Genomic DNA, 19,482 nt, shown 5'->3' on the forward strand with positions numbered 1-19,482 from the left:
CGCTCATTGTGAGATTGTGGAGCGGCATACCACCTGACCATAGAATTCCCCACGACAGGGGTCTTCCCAAATAAGCTCATGCTTTGACGGGAAGAGCCTAAGATTGCGCGCGCTTGACCATGAAACAGCTTTTGAGTTGGAAATGGAAAAATGCGGTACTTTCTACAAAGAGATGTCTCTCGCCAACCCGTAGTGTCGAACGATGACACAGCCAGCTCATGCGCCGCCAATCGGGACTGTCGGTGCTGACAAAACAGGGGAAGTCAGCAGGGCCGCCACGCTTGCCGCGCTGATACTTGCCAGCGCGGCGGAGACTTGGACCACGTCTGGCGTGAGTCTGACTCTTACGGATCTTACGGGTACGCTGAGCGCCTCTAGCGACCAGGCTAGTTGGGCCCTAACGGTATACATGGCTGCGTTTGCCGTCTCTATCGCGCTGTCAGATCGCCTCTCCCTCAAATACGGAAACCGGCACTACCTCACAGCCCTCTCCCTGTCTTATGCGGTCGCGTCGGTGGGGTGTGCACTCAGCAGCGACCTGAGTACCTTTCTTCTCTTTCGCGTCATCGCCGGATTCGCTGGAGGAGCGTTTCTTGTCCGAGCATTCGTTTTCTTCACACAGCAATATGAAGCTACGGTTCGTCCTACACCGCTGGTTGGTTACGCCATCGCCTACTTTTTTGTTGGTAGGTTCTTGTCGCCGGTGGTGTGTGGGTGGCTCGCAGATGTTGCTTCGTGGAGATTCCTATTTGTTGTACCAACCATCCTGTTACTCACGGCCGCGTGGTTGTTTGATCGGCATGGAGCGAATCACTGGGCGAAGGAGGATTCGCGTAAGCCTCTCGACTCAATTGGCATAGGACTTCTCATTCTCGGTGCTGTATGTCTGCAAACCGCTCTGAGCCGCGGCGAGGTAGACGGTTGGCTTGAGTCTTCGACGCTCACCACCTTTTTCCTCGTGGGGGTCACCGCAAACTCGGTCTTTGTGCTGTGGGAACTGTCTTCCTGGAATAGATATCCTCTGCTTGATTTTGCGATCCTTCGCAATTCTCTAGCTCGCGGGGGCGCCATCCTGGGTTTTCTCGTCGGAGTGTTGCTGGCAGGCAGCCTCTACGTCATTCCCCAGTATTTGCGGAATCTTGAAGTTCATTCTGCACTTCAGACAGGTGTACTTCTCAGCATTGGCGGTGCCTCCTCTGTCCTCGTGCTTTGCTGCTTCCGTTCAATCATTCCTCTCTTCGCGAAGATTGGTGGGACGGGCGTACTTCTTTTTGCTCTTGCCGTGGAAATAGCTTCACAACTGCTCTTTGCGCATTTCGTAACGATTGATACCCCCGATCGAGATCTGTGGCTGCCCTTAGCACTAAATGGGATATTCATTGGACTGTCTGTCCCTACCCTCGGGATTGTGGCGTTCGCAACGGTCGACAACCAAAAGGCTTCGAATGGTCGCGCGATGTATTACGGATGCAGACAACTCGGCGCATCCATGGGGGTCACCTTATCGGCAGTCCTCATCGACCGAAGGATGTCACTTCATTCGTCGAGGCTTTTCGACGCCTTTGTTAATCGGAACCTTTCCGTGCTTGTTCAAGCTTCCTTTCTCAGTGACAGAACTCTGTCTGCGATGGTCCGGAAGCAAAGTTCGGTATTGAGTTACGCCGATACGTTTTACACGATGGCGTTTGTGGCCGCGATCACTGTGTTCTTCGTTCCACTTCTTTCCTATCGCGCGGCGGCCCCGTCACCCACGCGAACTTCTCTCGACGAACCGGCCTCTGCCAGCCTCCCGCAAGCCGCTGGAGGGCGCACATGAAGAGGTCATTGTGGTCGTTTGGTCGTACAGTTTGTTTCACTCTCGGTGGGGCAATTTGCTTGACAACAAATGGGCGAACGCAAAGTACCGGAAGCGGGAGCTCCCCGCAAAATACGGTCGACACCCCTCGTCCCTTCAACCCCGGTCAGAACACCACCAACCCAAGCGCATTTGCGGTGCAATCGCAGAATCCCTTCCTTGGCAGCGTGCCGACAGGACGGGTGTTCCCCGGGGTTCTTGATCTCTCTTTACGCGCCGCCGTCGACTTAGCACTTCGAACAAACCTTGGTTACATCGACTCGGAACAAGATCACCAGCGGTCGCGTGCTGCAAGGCTTCGCGCTCTCTCGACGTTGCTTCCGCAGATTGGGGTCGAATCCACTGAGGACTACAGAAATCTCGTGATGGACGCCTTGGGCACGGAGAAGCTTGGCGTACCGCACGTCGTCCAAGGCTATAACTACCAGACGGCTCACGCCACACTCCAACAGCGAGTTGTAGATGTCCCGGCACTGCGTGATCTGAAAGCTTCGAGCAAAGAGATGGAGGCCTCGGCTGCATCGATGGCCGACGCCAGGAATATCGTCGTTCTGGCCTCAGTCAGTTCTTACCTGCTAGTCGCGGCGAGTCAAACTAGGCTGGAAACCGCACGAGCGCAGTTCGCAACCGCCAAGACCATTGAGTCCATTCTGTCGAGCAGGGTGGTACATGACCTTTCTCCTCGGATTGACGAGATACGAGCGCACGTCGCTATGCGTTCTGCAGACCTTCGGGTGACTCTTGCGACGACCACGCTGGAAAAGGACAAGCTAGCCCTAACTCGGATCATTGGTCTACCCATCGAGCAAGAGTTCACGTTAACAGACGGGTTGAGGTACCTTGAAACCCCTTCCACCAATCAGGCAGAACTGCTATCGAAAGCCGCAGAAAAGCGCCAGGACTTACGAGCTGCGAGGGCGCGCCTCGATGCAGCTGAGCTGAGTGTGAAGGCGGAACGAGCACAGCGGTTGCCGTCCGTCGAGGTACTCGCCAATGGCGGCGAAACAGGCATCACCTATGGACACCCCTATCGGGATTATGACGTCGAGGGGAGAATCTCAGTGCCTATCTTTACCGGTAGGCGGATCGAGGCGGATGTGCTGGGCGCAAAGGCAACCGCTAACCGGAGGAGAGCCGAGTTCGCCGACACGCAGGCAAGGGCAGGCTTCGATGTCCGGACTGCCCTTCTGGATTTGACAGCTGCCAGCAAGAGTGTCGAAGTATCCCTGGAGAATCAAGCCCTGGCGGTCGAAGGCCTTCGCCAGGCAAAGGACCGATTCGACGTCGGTGTGTCGAATGCGGCCGACCTCATCCAAGCTCAGCAGTCCGTGGCGGAGGCCGAGGATAACCGGATTGCCAGCATCTACGCGCATCAGGTCGCGAAACTTATGCTCATCCGAGCCACTGGCACAGCAGAGCAAGACTACTTATCGTATCTGGGGGCACACTAATGGCATTGACCGAGACCAAAGGCGGGAAGGCTAGCAATACTCTGCTCGTCGCGTTATTTGTCGCGGTACTCATAAGCGCGCTCTTGGGCCTGTATTTTGTGGTTCATCCCAACGAGGTGAGCACGGATGACGCGCAGATAGACGGCCACGTTCACCCGATTAACACTCGAATCGGAGGGACCATCACCTGGGTAAACCCAAATGTTGAAGATACGTACTACGTGACGGCTGGCACCGTGATCGCACATCTGGACCCCAACGACTATCAACCAACAGTCAATCGATTAGAAGGCGAAGTACAGGCTTCCGAAGCGCAGGAGCATGCCGCAGCGCTAAACCTACCTATCGCTTCAGCGACCGCCTTGAGCAGGCTGACCTCAGCTCAGGCCTCGCTTGCGGAGGCAGATGCAGACTTGGAATCTGCCTTATCTCAAAAGACCGCAGCCGAAGCGACGGTTGCTCAGACCGAGGCGAATTATCGCAGAGCAGAAGATGATAGGGTCCGATATCAAGCCCTTGTGGCGACACACGAAATCTCGCGATCCGAGTACGATCAGCGCGCGACGGATGCTAAAAGTACCGCGGCACTTCTTGCAGCCGCTCAGGCCAACAGCGCCAGCGCTGATCAAAGGATTGAGGCATCACGCCAAAAAATCAAAGAGCGGCAAAGTGATCTTCGCATGGCCGAAACCGCTCCAGAGTCGATCGCGAGTGCGCGTGCAAACGTGCTCCGCGCTTCAGGTGAAACAAAGAAATCGCAAGCCGCGCTTTGGAATGCGCAGCTTGACCTCGGCTACACCAATCTGGTCGCACCTGTCAGTGGAATCGTGGGTCGTAAATCTATGGAAGTTGGACAGCGAGTGGCAGCCAATCAATTGATGCTAACTCTCGCACCGCCTAAGGACGTGTGGGCCATTGCCAACTTTCGGGAAACGCAGATGAAGAAGATGCGCATTGGCCAGCCTGCAACTGTGCACGTCGATTCGATAGCTCGTGATTTCCAAGGAACTGTAGAAAGTATCGGAGGGGCTACCGGTTCCAAGTACTCAGTGATCGCCCCAGACAATGCAACCGGCAACTATGTGAAGGTCGTGCAGCGCCTCCCTGTGCGGATTCGGCTGAATGGTCTTGAAGCGGCGGGCCCGCTCTTGTTACCCGGTATGTCGATCGAAGTTTCAGTTCGAGTGAGCCCATAGCTCAAGATCGGACCTGTCCTCGCCTCTATCCACGAAGCCTGTGATTCGCCAGGCTAGAGATGGCGTATGAGTACGAAGAACACAAACACAGCCAGAACCACCATCCCCACCAGCAGAGTCGACACAAAGATGAGCGCGCCGCGCTCCTTTGCAGTGTCGGAGGTGTGATACCAACGGTGAGGATGAACGCTTGTGAGATCGCCCGCAACGGATTTTTCATGGTGTTTAGCGCCGCTTGATCTATCGCAGATAGATGACGTACAAGCAGCAACGATAGAAGAACAAGGGGTGGAGTTCTTTGCGAAAACGCCTGTGATTTGTCGCAGACGATAGGGATCAACGCCAAACTCTAGGGCGGGAGAAGTTCGCCTTAAAGAATGAAACCATTTGGCAGCAGCACTGCCAAAATGCAGTGCGATTTGAAAATCTTTCTTGGAGCAAGGTCAGTAGTCTCGCTGTATTGGCAACCGGGGACACTGTCTTTGGTAGCTGGTCTGGTATCTGTTCAACCAGGGCGGAACAAAGGAGATCAAATGACAAAGTCAAAGATTTTGGTGACCGGCGCGACCGGGGGAACCGGCGGCGCGGCGACGCGCTTCCTTCGCGATGAAGGACATGAAGTACGAGCATTTGTCCTGAAGGACGACGCGCGGGCCGACGAATTGCGCTCCCTGGGGGCGGAGATCGCGGTAGGCAATCTCCTGGATATCGATAGCGTTCGCGCCGCGATGGAAGGCGTTGGTGCTGCATATTTTGTCTACCCTCTTGCCCCACAACTCCTGGAGGCAACGGTCGCCTTCGGACAGGCAGGAAAGGAAGCGGGGGTTGGTGCCATCGTCTACACCTCCCAAATGACCTCAAGACGCGATTCTAAGAGCCATGCGGCTCAGAGCCATTGGCTCGCCGAGCAGGTGTTCGACTGGTCCGGTGTACCTGTCACCCACCTTCGGCCAACCCTGTTCGCCGAGTGGTTGCTTTATCCCTTCTCTTGGAAGGACTATGCGACCAAGGACACACTCGCGCTGCCATTCGGTCGCGGAAAGTTTGCGCCGATCACTACGGAGGATCAGGGACGCGTGATTGCAAAGATTTTGGCAGATCCCGCTCCCCACGCAGGCCATCTCTACAAGTTGCTTGGGCCCGTCGAACTTGACGTATATGGGATAGCCGCCGCGGCGAGTGAAGTGCTGGGACGCACCATCACGTACACTCCGCTCGAAGTCGATGAGTTCTTAGCGATTCTCGGGAAGCTCCCAGACTACTCCTCGCCCTTCTTTACCCAGCACATCGGGGCAGTGGCTTTGGATTGTCAGAATGGGATAACCGGCGGAACGAACGACGATGTTGAGCGGATTACGGGACGCCGACCGATGACCATCCAGGAGTTCGTCACCAAGCACAAGGCCGCGTTCGAGGTTACCCCGAACTCCAAGGCAGCCGGTTAGAGATAACCAGCCCCCAGTTAGACGCGCCAATACCGCCCGCAGCCGACGCGGTTGATTCAAACGGCTAGTTCGTATCCCGCGTCGAGATCTTATCCCTAAAGTAGTCGCATGTGTGACGATTATTGTTTTCACACCAGGGGCCGCAAATGTACAACGGACTCAGATCATCGAATGCGGCTCGAGACACCCGAATGGGGGTAGGGAGCCAACATGTACCTGACGATCGCCTTGTAGAACAGATCAGGATAGGAAGTCATGAAGCCTTCGAGATTCTTCGAGGTAGGCACGAGAAGCGTCTACTGAACACGGCCATTCATATCCTGCGGAACAGAGAAGATGGCGAAGACGCCGTGCAAGACTCTTTCCTGAAGGCCTACCGGCGCATCGAGACCTTCAATGGACGTTCTGCCGTTTCGACCTGGCTGACTCGAATCGTGATCAACACATGCTTGATGCAGTTGCGAAGGCAGCGAACGAGACCTAGCGTGTCTCTCGATGATCCCAACGAACACGGTCTTTCCAGGCTAGATGGCATACCCGACCGAACGATCAGTATCGAGGCTTCTTACGTCGTACGGGAGAGGCGTGAGTTACTGTCAATTGCAGTGTCCCGGTTGAAACCCTCACTGCGTTCCGTGGTCGACGCCTACCGTCACCACGACTACACGATGGCCGAACTCGCGGAACAAAGCAGCTTGTCGGTACCGGCTGCTAAATCTCGTTTGCGACGGGCACGTCAAGCTCTGGAGAGATCCCCGGTTATGACCGCATGTCGATAGTCTTCTCCACGATGTTGTTGCACGCATCGCCACAAATTTGCAACCAAGGAGTTCGCCGATGATTTACCTCCCGCTTCCTATCGGTGTCTTTTTTCTGGGAGTCAGTGCTCTGGCTCTCTTCTTGTTTGGCAAAGCCGTTCGCGGGTCCAAGCCGGCGATCGTGGTTTCGCTGGTTTGGATGGTGTTGCAATCGGTTATCGCAGTCAGTGGCTTTTACCTGATCACGAGCACGATCCCGCCACATTTCATCCTTGTGGTCGCCCCGCCCATCCTTCTAATTGCTGGCTTATTCCTCACGGGAGCTGGTAGGCGCTTCGTTGATCGGATGGACCTGAAGTGGTGCATCCTCGTACACACGATCCGGATCTTTGTGGAGGCGACTCTCTACTGGCTATTCCTGTACAAACAAGTACCCGCACTGATGACGTTTGAGGCTGGTAATCTCGATATCCTGGCCGGTGTAACGGTGCCTTTCGTGTGGTGGGCGTTCAACACCGGAAAGATGGGAAGAAGAGGTTTGTTCATTTGGAACGCCCTCTGTCTACTCAGTGTGCTCAACGCTCTCGGCCGAGCGATGCTCTCCGCTCCGTTTCGCTTCCAGCGCTTCGCCTTTGATCAGCCGACAGTCGCTATTCTTCATTTCCCGTTCGTGCTGCTGCCCGCGTTCATCGTTCCAGCTGTTCTGCTGTGCCATTTTGCGCTCTTTAGAAAGCTAACGTCTTCAATGAGCTTGCCCCAATAACTTTGTCTCTGGGTGCTCTGTAGCCAGTCGCTTGGATACCTCGCCCTAAGGCTTTTAGAGACGGCCCTCAGTCTCAGCGACACCCAGCGCGTTTTCGGACTTCCGCACTGTCGTCAGGATTACAAGTGTGCCGACGAGGGTGGTTAGCGCACAGCCGAACATCACATGCCGGTAGGCGGTTACAAACGAGCTTTCTACCATTTCTTCCGCACGCAACGCCGGCGAAGACCCAAACTGTTGAGGGATCGGGATAGCAAGCATCAGCCCTTCTGAGTGGACGAGTATGCGTTGCATCTCGACCGGTAAGCCCGACGATTGCATTTGCCTTCCAAACTCATGGTTGAACGTGTGGCTCACAGCCACGGCCACGATTGAGACTGAGATGAGACCGCCAAGCCTGGATACAGAGTTGTTCACTGCGGATGCGACCCCCCTGCGGCTGGCGGCGATGGAGGACATGAGAAAAGACGTGAGAGGTGCAACGGTCAAAGTGATGCCCACACCCAATACCAGGACTCCAGGCAGAAAGCCATAAGAGTAATGGGCTTCCTTCGAGACCAAGCCTAATAAGGCGAAACCTCCCGCTGTCAGGGCTGAGCCCGCCACCATGAACTTTACTTCACCTACTTTGGCAGCTATCGTACCGACCCTTCCGGAAAAGGCGAACATGATCGCAATCATCGGCAAAAAAGCAGCGCCCGCGGAGCTGGGCAAGAGATGCCGTGCGCCAATCAGGAAGTACGGAACAATGTAGAACGCCCCGCCGAGCGCCCCATAGGCAAGGAAGGTCAGGGCATTTGCACCAGAAAATGCGGAACTTCGAAACAACGAGAGCGGAACGAGAGGGTTTTTGCTACTTCGTTGTGACAGAACGAAGACAATAAGCAAAACCAATCCAGCGAAAAGCGAGAGCCCGATGCGCGGATCTTTCCAGCCGAGTTGCGGCACGAAAGACAGGGCGAAAACGATCGCGGCGAATCCTAGAATGTTGAGCGCTGCGCCCCGATAATCCAGAGGAGCAGGGGCGGCTGCCGAACGGGCAGCTGTTGCGCGCCTAAGCTTGGGGGCGAGCCACATTATCCAAACAGTCAGGGGAATATTGAGAAGGAAGATCGCTCGCCAGCTAGACACCTGGATTAGCCATCCGCCGACTATGGGGCCAATTGCGATCGAAACAGAAGTCCAAGCTGACCACGCTCCGATGGCCTCGGCGCGCTCGCCTTCTGGGTAGGTATCAGAAAGTATTGCGAGCGCTTGCGGGATCAGTAGTGCTGCGCCGAAGCCTTGGATTGCACGCGTCAAGATCAGCTCGGTAAGGTTCAACGACGCTGCACAGCCGATCGAGGCTAGAGCGAATACAGCGACACCCAACAGGTACATTCGCGTTCGGCCGAAGCGATCGCCCAAAGCTCCGCATAACAGAAGCAGCGCCGAGCCTAGAAGAGAATAGGCCTGGGCAACCCAGAGGATGTGGGAGGAAGTGGCCCTAAAACTAGCCTGAAGCGTCGGTAAAGCCACATTCACAACGGACCCGTCCATGAATGCCATGGATGATCCCAGCACAGTGAGTACGAGGATTGATCGTCGATCGGAGGCAAGGCACCGCGAGTCCGCTGCGGCCTGGACCCCGGCTGCGACACATGGCGGACTCATCGGCGACCGAGAAACGGCAGATGTCATAAGTTATTCCGCTGGAATGAACATGGCGTTGCCGCTGACTGTTTTCTCAGGCGGCACCTCCTCCTGCATTACATCCCAATGCTCAACGAGCTTGCCGGCGACGACCCGAAAGATATCGACAGCAATCAAAGGTTTGGGTGCCCAACCCGTGTATCGCCCGTGAATGGCGACGAACTCGCCTTCAGCGATGACCATGCCCATTTCGTACCTAAATTCGGCCGGCAACGCACGAATCAGCTCAGGGATAGCAACACTGCCATTCGCAATTGTAGGGTTGTGTTGCGTGTAGTTCATATTGAACAGCTTTTGGGGCACATCGGTGTCTCGTTTGATAAAGACCCCTGTGATCGCCTCGATAGCAATCGCCCTGTTCCTTGCAGTTATCTCGTCACTCATCGGATCTCAATTCTAATGGGTGTGGGGTAAAGATTTAATGCCGGTCACTTGCGGTTCATGGTCGGGCGTAGTCCATGGTCCATACAGCCTTGTCGCCGACATGATATTCGTTACCTTCCCAAGGACTCCCGCAGACGTGCAGGTAGGAATAGGGCGTTCCTGAGAACATCACCCACGCTCCTCTATCCCGGACCGTAGTTGGAAGTCCATTGGCCTGAGCATCGAACGGCCAGGTAATCATCCAGTGAGGGCCGATCGGGATCGCGGGACTTGTCGTGTCTCGTGCGTCCGTATTACTCCGCTGAGTTGCGCCGCAGAGCATATAAATCATGCCGGGCGCTGCATTCGTCGGCTTCGGCTTGCCCTGCATTGCATCCATCATCCACTGCATACCGAGCGGATTCATACACATTGGCGGCGAACCAATTCGATTCTCGTCTCCTGGGACGCACACCCACTCGTTCGATCCTTGAACCAAGACCTTCATGACCCCGTTCGGCCCAAGTTCGGCCACGGTTGCGTTCTTCGTAACCTGCTCCGGCCCTGAGAGCCGCGCTCTGGTGATCCTTGGATCCTCTGCTTGGTCCTGCATATGTTTGCCCCTTTCCGTCTTTCCGAGCTTGTGTTCTGACTCCGCCGCGCCTCCGGCTAAAGCGCCTGAAGTTTGGCCTGAGCTGCTCGCCAACGAAGCTGCTGTGGCAATCGTCGCGGCGATGAAAGTTCTACGAGTCGTCATATCGAAGGCATACCCTACTTGGCAATCTTGCTGCCCAGCTCAGTCAATAACGGGGCGCAAGGGGCTCTAGTACTCTCCCTCGCGCCGTCTGGAGCCAGCCCCAAAACTCAACCCTTGATGAACGCAAGCACATCAGCGTTGACCTGATCGGCGAAGGTGGTGCAAAGCCCATGTGGCTGACCAGGGTAAATCTTCAGCGTGGAGTTTTTGACCAGCTTGGCGGTGAGAGGCGACGAGATCTGCAAAGGGACAATTTGATCATCGTCGCCCTGCAGGACCAGCGTCGGGACCGTGATCTTTTTCAGATCCTCCCGAAAGTCCGTCTCGGAGAATGCCTTGATGGAGTCTAGTTCGCCTTTCACGGAACCCATCATTCCCTGAAGCCAGAAGGAATTCTTGATGCCTTCCGAAACCTTCGCATCCGGTCGATTGTAACCATAGAACGGAACGGAAAGCCCACGGAAAAACTCGGCGCGATTGTTCACAACGCCTTGTCGCAATCCGTCAAAGACCGACATGGGGGCTCCGGGATGATCGGGAGTCCCGAGCATGAACGGCGTTACAGCTGAGATGAGGACTGCTTTCGATACGCGCTTGCTGCCGTGCCGTCCGAGGTACCGGCCAACTTCGCCCCCGCCGGTCGAATGGCCAACCAGGACAGCATCCTTTAAGTTCAATTTCTCGATCAGCTCCGAAAGATCGTCGGCATAGGTATCCATATCATTCCCGTTCCAGGACTGGCCCGAACGGCCGTGGCCCCGACGATCGTGAGCGATGACCCGATACCCTTGCTCGCCGAAGAAGAGCATCTGCGCATCCCAGGCGTCTGCCGTTAGCGGCCAACCATGTGAGAAGACGATCGGCTGACCCGCGCCCCAGTCTTTGTAGTAGATGGATGTTCCGTCTTTGACCTTAAGCATGTCCAGTGAATCCTCTCCAGAGTGTGGCCTCGAAAAGGAATTTTCCGTGGCGTGTTGTGAAGCGAAAGACTCAAGCGGAAGCGCCAACGATGTGGCCATTGCAGCGCCGCCGATCAGGATAGTTCTGCGTGAAAACTGGCTTGTCCCATCGACATGTTGAACGCGGTCTTCACTCTCTTCCAGCAATTTGTTCTCAAGGTTTGACATGTCGTTCTCCTGGGATTCCGCACGTATAAATGGATGTCGACGATCAGCAGCCGTAATTATTGCGCGTGGCGCATTTCCGCAGCTTTGAAGTGTTTCGCCCCAGTTGATCGTTTCTGACTGTTCTCTAAGCTACCGAAAGAGAAAGCGATCCTCTTTCTGATTGCAACTGTATTTTGACGAATTCAGCTTCGATGTTTCGGCGGCCTTCGCACTCCCGACCTACGGTGCAAGCGTGGTTGAAACACGTTCGGATTAGTCCTTTCTTTCGACAAAACCTAGCCGCTTTGGCAAAGAGAGATTATGCGACTCGGCTCTATGGTCACAACAGACATGTCTGTGGGCGTAACTGCCGGATCAGCGTCACCAGAAACCAATAAAGCAGTCAGGAGAATCTCATGAGTTTGAAAAGCCAAGAAACAATACAGGGCGCAGATGACCTGAAAATATTCTTTCGGTCCTGGCGTCCTGAAACGAAAGCCCGCGCCACCGTAGTCATTGTGCCTGGATTCAACGCTCATAGCGGGTACTACGAACATGTAGCCGAGCACCTCGTTGCCGACGGCCTATCCGTATACGCGGTCGATCTTCGTGGCAGAGGTAACTCTGAAGGCGAGCGATTCTTTGTTGAATCGTTCGATGACTACGTGCGTGACGTCGAGGCGGTCATGGAGATCGTGAAAACCCGGGAACCGGCGCTCCCGATGTTCATGCTCGGTCATAGCGCCGGAGGTGTCGTCGCGTGTCTATACACGCTCGATCACCCAGCCGATCTAACGGGGCTAATCTGCGAGAGTTTCGCCCACGAGCTACCCGCTCCCGAATTTGTTTTGTCAGTCTTCAAAGGATTGAGCCATCTCGCTCCGCACGCACACATCCTTCATCTCCCGAATGAGCGATTCTCAAGGGATCCTGTTGTTGTAGAAGCGATGAACAACGATCCGCTGATTGAGAACGAGACTCAGCCTACACAGACCATGGCCGCGATGGTTCGGGCGGACGAACGCCTCAAGCAGGACCTCCCGCAGATCACGCTGCCTGTTCTCATTCTTCATGGAACAGAAGATAAGAACACACGGCCAAGTGGTAGCCAGCACTTCTACGACAATGCTGGCTCTCCCGACAAAACGCTCAAGCTCTATGAGGGCGGATTCCACGACCTCCTGAACGATGTGGATAAGGAAGTGGTTTTGGCCGACATCATTGGCTGGATCAACGCTCATTTGGTAGTGACCGCGCACATTCCCGAAGAACTCCCTGCACTTGCGCATTGATGTCGTGCGACCAACGTTATGCGCCCCTTTCCTCTGCCGCGCTGCGTTATGCCGCGCGGCAGCTGTTTTGCTCCTAGGGTCAGAGCGATGAAGCGCGACGAGATCGATGGAAAGGAAGTTTTGTTATGACTGTGGAGAACTACGAAAACGTCGTCATCGGCAGCGGCGAAGGTGGCAAATACCTCGCTTGGCATTTGTCACAGTCTGGACAACAAGTCGCTGTAATCGAGCGGCGCTGGATCGGGGGATCCTGCCCGAATGTAAACTGCCTCCCGAGTAAGAACGAGATTTGGAGTGCCAAGGTCGCGTACCTCTCGCAGCACGCAAGCACCTTTGGTGTGGCTCCCACCAAACCCCCATCTGACATGGAGGCGGTCCAAGAGCGCAAGCGAAGAATGGTGCAGGGCCTAATCGCTACGAATTTGGAGCACTACAAGAGTAGTAGCACTGAGCTTGTGATGGGTGAGGCAAAGTTTGTTGGTCCGAAGACGCTTGCAGTCCAACTAAACGACGGTGGGACTCGAACACTGAAAGCAGAGCGGATCTTCCTCAACCTGGGAACCCACGCCTCTATCCCCCCGGTGCCGGGCCTCGCAGAGGCTCGGCCTTTAACCAATATCGAGCTTCTTCAACTCGATCGCATCCCCGAGCACCTTATCGTCTTGGGGGGAGGATATGTCGGGCTCGAGTTCGCTCAGGCGTTTCGTCGTTTCGGAAGCCGAGTAACGATCCTGCACCGAGGGTCGCAGTTGTTGACGAATCAGGATGCAGATATCGCTGGCTCTCTACTTGAAACGTTACTCAAAGAGGAAATCGAAGTGATTGCCGTCTCCGAGACTCTGAGGGTGGCGGGGACATCGGGTTCTAGCGTCACTTTGCGCGTAAAAACTGATGCTGGCGAAACCACGGTTGCAGGAAGCGATATCCTCGTCGCGACCGGCCGAGCCCCGAACACCACCTCAATAGGTCTAGAGATCGCTGGTGTTCAGCTCACTGAACAGGGGTATGTGAAAGTGGATGATCGTCTCCAGACGACCGCTGCGGGTATATGGGCAATCGGGGAATGCGCAGGGAGTCCGCAGTTTACTCATATTTCCTACGATGATTTCCGTGTGATTCGTGACAATCTCGCCGGCATTGATCGGACGACAGCCGGCCGCCTGGTACCCTCCTGTCTCTTCACCGATCCACCGGTCTCGCAGATTGGTTTGACAGAAGAGGAGGCTCGCCGTCGCGGAATACCTGTACGAGTAACCAAGTTACCCATGGCTGCTGTGCTAAGAACCCGCACCCTCGATGAGAGCCACGGGTTCATGAAGGCACTGCTTGAAGTGGGAGGGGACTGCATTCTGGGCTTCTCCATGATTGGACCGGAGGCGGGCGAGGTCATGGCCATCGTGCAAGTTGCAATGCTGGCCGGTCTTCCTTATACAACCTTGCGTGACGCCACATTTACACATCCGACGATGGCCGAGGGCCTCGTCTTTCTCTTTTCAGAAGTGGAGCCACGACGTTGACGGTCCGGTAAAGCCCTCACAACGTTCTGCGGAAATGGAAAGGACTTGCTATGGCAACACACGGATTTGGCGCGCAGCTTAGTAATCGAGAGTTTTTTATCAAACGTTGGCAGCAAGAACACTCTGCCTTTGTCAATGTGATCGCGGCATTGCCGATCGATCTATTAGACTTCCGACCGCATCCTCTTTCGCGTTCAGCGGCACAGCTAGTTGCGCTGCTCATCTCGGCTCAGCGGAGCTGTATTCAACTCTGCGACAACAAGAAGAGCTCTTACACTGGGATGCACTGGCAAGAACCAACCACCTTGGATGATCGTTTTCACACTGTGGCTACCTACGAACGAGACCACGGCGAATTGAGAGCTCAGCTTGGCGCCTTGGACGATGACAGTTGGAATCATCGAGCCTGGTTGATCCAGGGGAAGGACGAAATCCTACTAAGGGATACTTTGGGTGGGCTTCTATGGATTGCTCTGTTCGATACGATTCATCACCGCGGCCAGTTGACTACCTACATCCGTCCCATGGGTGGTAAGGTCCCGAGCATCTACGGCCCGTCGGCCGACGACCAAAGGGAATGGCACTAATGGCTCGAACTAAAGATCCATTCGTCGGGTCCCCAGCGTCGACGCGTTAGTCATAATCGAACGCACAACGCCAATCGGAGAGGAGACTCGCACATGTCGATCGATAACAACGAGAACCACTCATTACTCTTTCCTCGCCTTGACGCTCAAAGCCTCCAAACGCTTCAGAGAAAAGGTTCGGTGCGAAAGACTACGGTGGATGAGGTCCTTTTCAACCGGGAAACTCTACAGCATGGGCTCTTCGTTGTGCTGAGCGGCAGTATTGATCTCGTCGGCGTTACAAACGGGCATGAATCCATTATCAGCGTACTCGCTCAGGGTGAGTTCACGGGCGAGTTGACTCAGCTCTCTGGTCGGAGAAGTCTTGTCTCTTGTCGAGTTTCGACAGCCGGCGAAGTTCTTGAAGTGGATCGCGAATCATTGCGCCACATCATGCAAACGGATGCCGTCGTCGGCAATCTGCTGCTGAATGCCTTTGTGCAACGAAGAATCTATCTGATTGCGAATGCCGTGGGTGACGCAGTCTTAATCGGCTCCACCCATTCCAGTGACACCCTACGCTTGCGCTCGTTCTTGGTACGTAACGGGCACCCCTATACCTATCTGGACATTGATGAAGATCCCGATATTCAAACCGTTCTAGATCAGTTTGGTATTGAAGTGGCCGACATTCCGGTTCTGATTTGCAGAGGAGACGTGGTTCTGCGTGCTCCTAGCAATGCAGAAGCAGCCGTATGTTTCGACCTGAACGCTGGGGTGGACCAAACTAATGTGTTCGATGTGGTTATCGTTGGAGCTGGACCATCTGGATTGGCGGCCGCAGTTTATGGAGCATCCGAAGGACTCAACGTATTAGTTGTTGAGAGTAACGCTCCTGGTGGGCAAGCTGGATCGAGCTCGCGCATCGAGAACTACCTCGGATTCCCCTTCGGGATTTCGGGACAGGAGCTGGCGGACGCTGCTTACATTCAGGCAGAAAAATTTGGAGCTAGGTTATCCATTGCTCGAAGCGCCTGTACGGTGCAATGCGAGCAACATCCTTATCGGGTAAAGCTCGATGACGGAACTTTGATCCAGACCCGAACTGTTGTCGTTGCCACCGGATCTCGTTATCGTCGATTGGATATCCCTGATGTCGCTCGCTTTGATGGTAACGGAGTCTATTACGGGGCGACACAACTTGAGGCTCCTCTGTGTCAAGGCGAAGCGGTTGTAATTGTCGGCGGCGGAAATTCTGCCGGGCAAGCTGCGATCTTCCTTTCGAGTTTCGCGACTAAAGTCTATCTGCTTGTTCGTGGGCCAAATCTCAAGATCAACATGTCCAAATACCTGATCTCAAGAATTGAGGCTTCGCCAACCATCATCCTGAAGACGCGCACGACTGTATTGGCTCTGGAGGGTGGAGACAGGTTGGAGGGTATTCGTTGGATGGATCACTTGACAGGCGAATCAGAAGACCATGAGGTCCGGCGCCTGTTCATGATGGCTGGGGCCGACCCAAACACAAGCTGGGTGAGCGGCTGCCTTTCCTTGGACACCAAGGGATTCATAAAGACGGGTACGAGCGTGCTTGCAGACTGGAGTCTTCAGCGTGCTCCCTATCCCCTAGAGACAAATGTGCCAGGAGTGTTCGCTGTAGGAGACGTGAGGGCTGAAAGCGTGAAGAGAGTAGCGTCGGCTGTTGGAGAAGGTTCCATGTGTATTCAGTTCGTTCATCGTGCATTGGCGAATCAATGATCGCAAACCCGCCAGCCAGAGAGCGATTTCTTTTGACAAACGCTGGCGGCTTCCGCAAAGACCTACCCTCGAAGAGATCCTATCGTTGGAACCAGATTTCGGAGAAATCATGACCTTCGTTGACACAATCACTCTACGAAACGACGAGTTTGCCAAGGAACGGTATTCGACTGATCTGAAGATTATCCCCTCAGCGAAGAGCATCATCATCGGGTGCCTCGATCCCAGAGTCGATCCGGTAGACGTCTTCGGGTTGAAGTCGGGCGAGGCGGCAATTTACAGAAATGTTGGCGGCAGGATCAATCCTGCCCTCGTCGAAGCCATGGTCTTGCTCCCGATCGTGACCAGAGCCGCAGGCCAAGAGATGGGCTTAGGGTGGGACCTCATCATTCTCCACCATACCGAGTGCGGCATCATCGGCTGTTATAAACACGCGCCTGATCTGCTCGCAATCCATCTGGGTGTTAGCAGGTCCCAACTCGATCTGATGGCGATCGCCGACCCACGCAAAGCTGTGGCCATGGATGTTGAATCCTATAGGAGCAACAAAGACATCCCTGGTGGATTCATGATCTCTGGGCTTGTCTACGACGTTGCAACAGGGTTGATCGAAGTCGTCGTGCCTCCAAGCCGACTCCGCTTGGGTGCGTAGGGTCAAGCTCGCGCCGATCGGATTCGACCTTTGCCCTCCTTCCAACCGTAAATCAGCAACGCAGAAGTGATTCTGATTCCCAAGATCGAGTGAGACGAGCCATGAATTCTGATCAGGTAAGCAAGCGTAGTGCAGCATCTGACACGGACACAAAGCTGATCCTGGTTACCGGGGCAACAGGCGACACTGGACGGCCAACGGTGAAGCTCCTGCTGGAGAGAGGTCATCGAGTAAGAGCATTGGCGCGCAAACAAGATGGGCGCTCCAGAGCACTTCAGGAGCTTGGCGCCGAAGTCGTCTTTGGCGACATGTTGAAGATTGGCGACATTAGGGCGGCGCTGAAGGGTGTCAGGAGTGCCTATTTCGTCTATCCTCTGGCGCACGGACAAGTCGAGGCCTCGGTAATCTCTGCCAAGGCCGCGGAAGAAGAAGGACTGGAACTCGTCGTAAACATGTCTCATAAGCAGTCTCGGCCTTTCGCGAGAAGCCAAGCAACGATGGCTCATTGGCTTTCGGAGCAAGTCTTTGACTGGTCAGGAATACCCGTAACGCACCTCCGGATTACGTTCTTCGCCGAATGGATACTTTACATCTCCGCCCTTATTCGCAAGGGGCGTTATGTAGTTCCGTTCGACGGCGACAGCCGCTTTGCGCCCATCGCCTCAAGCGATATTGCGCGGATCGTGGTCGGTCTACTTGAGAATCCAGCGAAACACGTCGGGCAGGCCCTATCCCTTCACGGGCCCGTTGAATATAGCCACGTCGAGCTTGCGGCGCTTATCGCGGGGGTTCTCGGAAAAGACGTTCGCTTCGAACAGGTCTCTACGCCCGAGTTCCTAGAGTTGCTTGGCATTCCGAACGACACCGCAAAGGGAGCGCACTTCGAGGCGGTGAAGATTGATCAGCAGGAGGGACTTCTCAGCGGAACCGACAGCCTAGGATCGGAGATTGCCGGCGGTCCACTCATGACGATGGAAGAGTTCGTTGCAAACCATCGTGCACAACTGATGTGAACTGCGCGGATTCAGACGCATACCGCAGACCGCCCGCGCTCGAAATCAGTGCCTTCTCGTTTTGCCCGATCCAGCAATCATGCGATAAGCAATCCACTTGTTCAAAGTCTTAATCGCATTTAGCGGAGACGTTCATATGGTGACTGAGATCACGGATAGCTCCACAAACATCAATTTAGTTCATCAGGTCTCCCCCGGCATCAACCCCTGGGTGGTTGCACTCACAGTAACGCTTGCAACCTTCATGGAACTGCTTGATACGTCCATAGCGAACGTTTCTTTGCCTTATATCGCTGGCGGTCTCGGTCGCTCCTTCGATGAGGTGACATGGATATTGACCACGTATCTCGTTGCGAATGCAGTAGTCCTCCCGATGTCAGCTTGGCTTTCGCGCGTATTCGGTCGGAAGAACTACTACATGGCATGCGTATTTCTCTTCACCATTACTTCCTTTCTGTGCGGGATCGCGCCGAGTCTCCAGGTGATCCTTATCGCGCGCGTGCTTCAAGGCATAGGGGAGGGGGTCTCGCCCCTGTCGAGCAGGCCATCCTAGTCGACGCATTCGAGCCTGCTAAGCGGGCTTCGGCTTTTGCGCTTTACACCGTAGCAATCGTGACAGCACCAGCGATAGGACCGGTGCTGGGGGGATACATCACAGACAACTTCAGTTGGCGTTGGGTGTTCTTTATCAACATTCCGGTCGGCATCTTGTCGCTCATTTTGACGAATCGATTCGTACACGCCCCCCCCGCCTTCATCAAAGAGCGCGCTTCAGTTCGGGTCAATGGAAAGCTGCGGGTGGACGGAATCGGAATTGCTCTGGTCGGCATTGGTTCTGCCGCTCTGGAAGTGTTGTTGGACCGCGGCCAGATCGATGACTGGTTCGGCTCAACGACCATACGTTGGTGCACGGTTATAGCGGTTGTATGTCTCAGTGCCGCTATGTATTGGGAACTGCACACTCCGGACCCGATTATCAACTTTAGGCTCCTGAAGGTACGTAACTTCGCGATCGCGAACGTCTTCTACTTCGTTTTCGGGGTCGGGCTGTTCGCCTCCACCACAATGATTCCTCAGATACTGCAGTCACTTTTCGGATATCGAGCGATCGACGCTGGACTTGTTCTTGCCCCGGGGGCGCTGGTCATAACGTTGTTGGCTCCCCTTGGGGTCTCTCCAGGGTTTTGGCTACGCCTTCTTCTTTGTTCCTCTTTCTGTTCTAGCCTATTCACAGCTGGCGCCCGAGGACAACAATAAGGCGTCTTCCCTCACTAATTTCTTCCGGAATTGGGGAGGCA

Annotated in this window: 16 protein-coding genes and 1 pseudogene; 13 read left to right on the plus strand and 4 right to left on the minus strand. The window is 54.9% G+C overall.

The genetic code is table 11. From position 1 onward, the window contains the following. Positions 1–202 precede the first annotated feature (202 nt). The 6 genes from ACPOL_RS01285 to ACPOL_RS01315 all read left to right on the plus strand — a co-directional run bounded on the left by ACPOL_RS01285 (position 203) and on the right by ACPOL_RS01315 (position 7,468). Positions 203–1,816 (plus strand): MFS transporter, encoded by a 1,614-nt coding sequence (locus tag ACPOL_RS01285; RefSeq protein WP_114205453.1) that lies wholly within the window; start codon positions 203–205, stop codon positions 1,814–1,816. Beyond that, positions 1,813–3,306, plus strand: a complete 1,494-nt coding sequence (locus ACPOL_RS01290) for a TolC family protein (RefSeq protein WP_114205454.1) — start codon at positions 1,813–1,815, stop codon at positions 3,304–3,306. The genes ACPOL_RS01285 and ACPOL_RS01290 overlap by 4 nt, the downstream gene beginning before the upstream one ends. Further along, positions 3,306–4,502, plus strand: a complete 1,197-nt coding sequence (locus ACPOL_RS01295) for an HlyD family secretion protein (RefSeq protein ID WP_114205455.1) — start codon at positions 3,306–3,308, stop codon at positions 4,500–4,502. Before ACPOL_RS01290 ends, ACPOL_RS01295 begins: the two co-directional genes overlap by 1 nt. Positions 4,503–5,035: 533 nt before the next feature. Further along, complete coding sequence (locus ACPOL_RS01305) at positions 5,036–5,947, plus strand: NmrA family NAD(P)-binding protein (protein WP_114205457.1); 912 nt, start codon at positions 5,036–5,038, stop codon at positions 5,945–5,947. 191 nt (positions 5,948–6,138) lie between these two features. After that, the gene (locus ACPOL_RS35930) at positions 6,139–6,726 is read left to right on the plus strand and encodes an RNA polymerase sigma factor (protein ID WP_161557128.1); all 588 of its coding nucleotides are present in this window, start codon (positions 6,139–6,141) and stop codon (positions 6,724–6,726) included. Between the two features lie 58 nt (positions 6,727–6,784). Next, positions 6,785–7,468: a hypothetical protein gene (locus ACPOL_RS01315; RefSeq protein ID WP_114205459.1), complete on the plus strand. Its 684-nt coding sequence runs from the start codon at positions 6,785–6,787 to the stop codon at positions 7,466–7,468. A gap of 54 nt (positions 7,469–7,522) precedes the next feature. On the opposite strand, the gene ACPOL_RS01320 is transcribed toward ACPOL_RS01315, so the two are convergent. The 4 genes from ACPOL_RS01320 to ACPOL_RS01335 form a co-directional block, all read right to left on the minus strand. Next, positions 7,523–9,148: an MFS transporter gene (locus ACPOL_RS01320; RefSeq protein WP_114205460.1), complete on the minus strand. Its 1,626-nt coding sequence runs from the start codon at positions 9,146–9,148 to the stop codon at positions 7,523–7,525. Between the two features lie 3 nt (positions 9,149–9,151). Continuing rightward, positions 9,152–9,544, minus strand: a complete 393-nt coding sequence (locus ACPOL_RS01325; protein WP_114205461.1) for a nuclear transport factor 2 family protein — start codon at positions 9,542–9,544, stop codon at positions 9,152–9,154. 55 nt (positions 9,545–9,599) lie between these two features. Then, positions 9,600–10,280, minus strand: a complete 681-nt coding sequence (locus ACPOL_RS01330) for a hypothetical protein (RefSeq protein WP_114205462.1) — start codon at positions 10,278–10,280, stop codon at positions 9,600–9,602. A gap of 107 nt (positions 10,281–10,387) precedes the next feature. Beyond that, complete coding sequence (locus tag ACPOL_RS01335; protein WP_114210545.1) at positions 10,388–11,206, minus strand: alpha/beta fold hydrolase; 819 nt, start codon at positions 11,204–11,206, stop codon at positions 10,388–10,390. A 596-nt stretch (positions 11,207–11,802) separates the two neighbouring features. On the opposite strand from ACPOL_RS01335, the gene ACPOL_RS01340 reads away from it, so the two are divergent. The 7 genes and pseudogenes from ACPOL_RS01340 (at position 11,803) to ACPOL_RS01370 (ending at position 19,441) form a co-directional block, all read left to right on the plus strand. Continuing rightward, complete coding sequence (locus tag ACPOL_RS01340; protein ID WP_114205463.1) at positions 11,803–12,678, plus strand: alpha/beta hydrolase; 876 nt, start codon at positions 11,803–11,805, stop codon at positions 12,676–12,678. Between the two features lie 125 nt (positions 12,679–12,803). After that, positions 12,804–14,195: an FAD-dependent oxidoreductase gene (locus tag ACPOL_RS01345; protein WP_114205464.1), complete on the plus strand. Its 1,392-nt coding sequence runs from the start codon at positions 12,804–12,806 to the stop codon at positions 14,193–14,195. Between the two features lie 50 nt (positions 14,196–14,245). Continuing rightward, the gene (locus ACPOL_RS01350) at positions 14,246–14,782 is read left to right on the plus strand and encodes a DinB family protein (protein WP_114205465.1); all 537 of its coding nucleotides are present in this window, start codon (positions 14,246–14,248) and stop codon (positions 14,780–14,782) included. A gap of 93 nt (positions 14,783–14,875) precedes the next feature. Next, positions 14,876–16,519 carry an FAD-dependent oxidoreductase gene (locus ACPOL_RS01355; RefSeq protein ID WP_114205466.1) on the plus strand — a complete coding sequence of 548 codons (1,644 nt, stop codon included), beginning with the start codon at positions 14,876–14,878 and terminating at the stop codon, positions 16,517–16,519. A gap of 109 nt (positions 16,520–16,628) precedes the next feature. Beyond that, positions 16,629–17,171 carry a carbonic anhydrase gene (locus tag ACPOL_RS01360; RefSeq protein ID WP_114210546.1) on the plus strand — a complete coding sequence of 181 codons (543 nt, stop codon included), beginning with the start codon at positions 16,629–16,631 and terminating at the stop codon, positions 17,169–17,171. 101 nt (positions 17,172–17,272) lie between these two features. Further along, positions 17,273–18,184, plus strand: a complete 912-nt coding sequence (locus tag ACPOL_RS01365) for an NmrA family NAD(P)-binding protein (protein WP_114205467.1) — start codon at positions 17,273–17,275, stop codon at positions 18,182–18,184. Positions 18,185–18,428: 244 nt separating this feature from the next. After that, positions 18,429–19,441, plus strand: a pseudogene (locus tag ACPOL_RS01370) (DHA2 family efflux MFS transporter permease subunit). The last annotated feature ends 41 nt before the right edge of the window (positions 19,442–19,482 follow it).

Origin of the sequence: Acidisarcina polymorpha, from assembly GCF_003330725.1 — a bacterium.
Taxonomy (GTDB): Bacteria; Acidobacteriota; Terriglobia; order Terriglobales; family Acidobacteriaceae; genus Acidisarcina; species Acidisarcina polymorpha.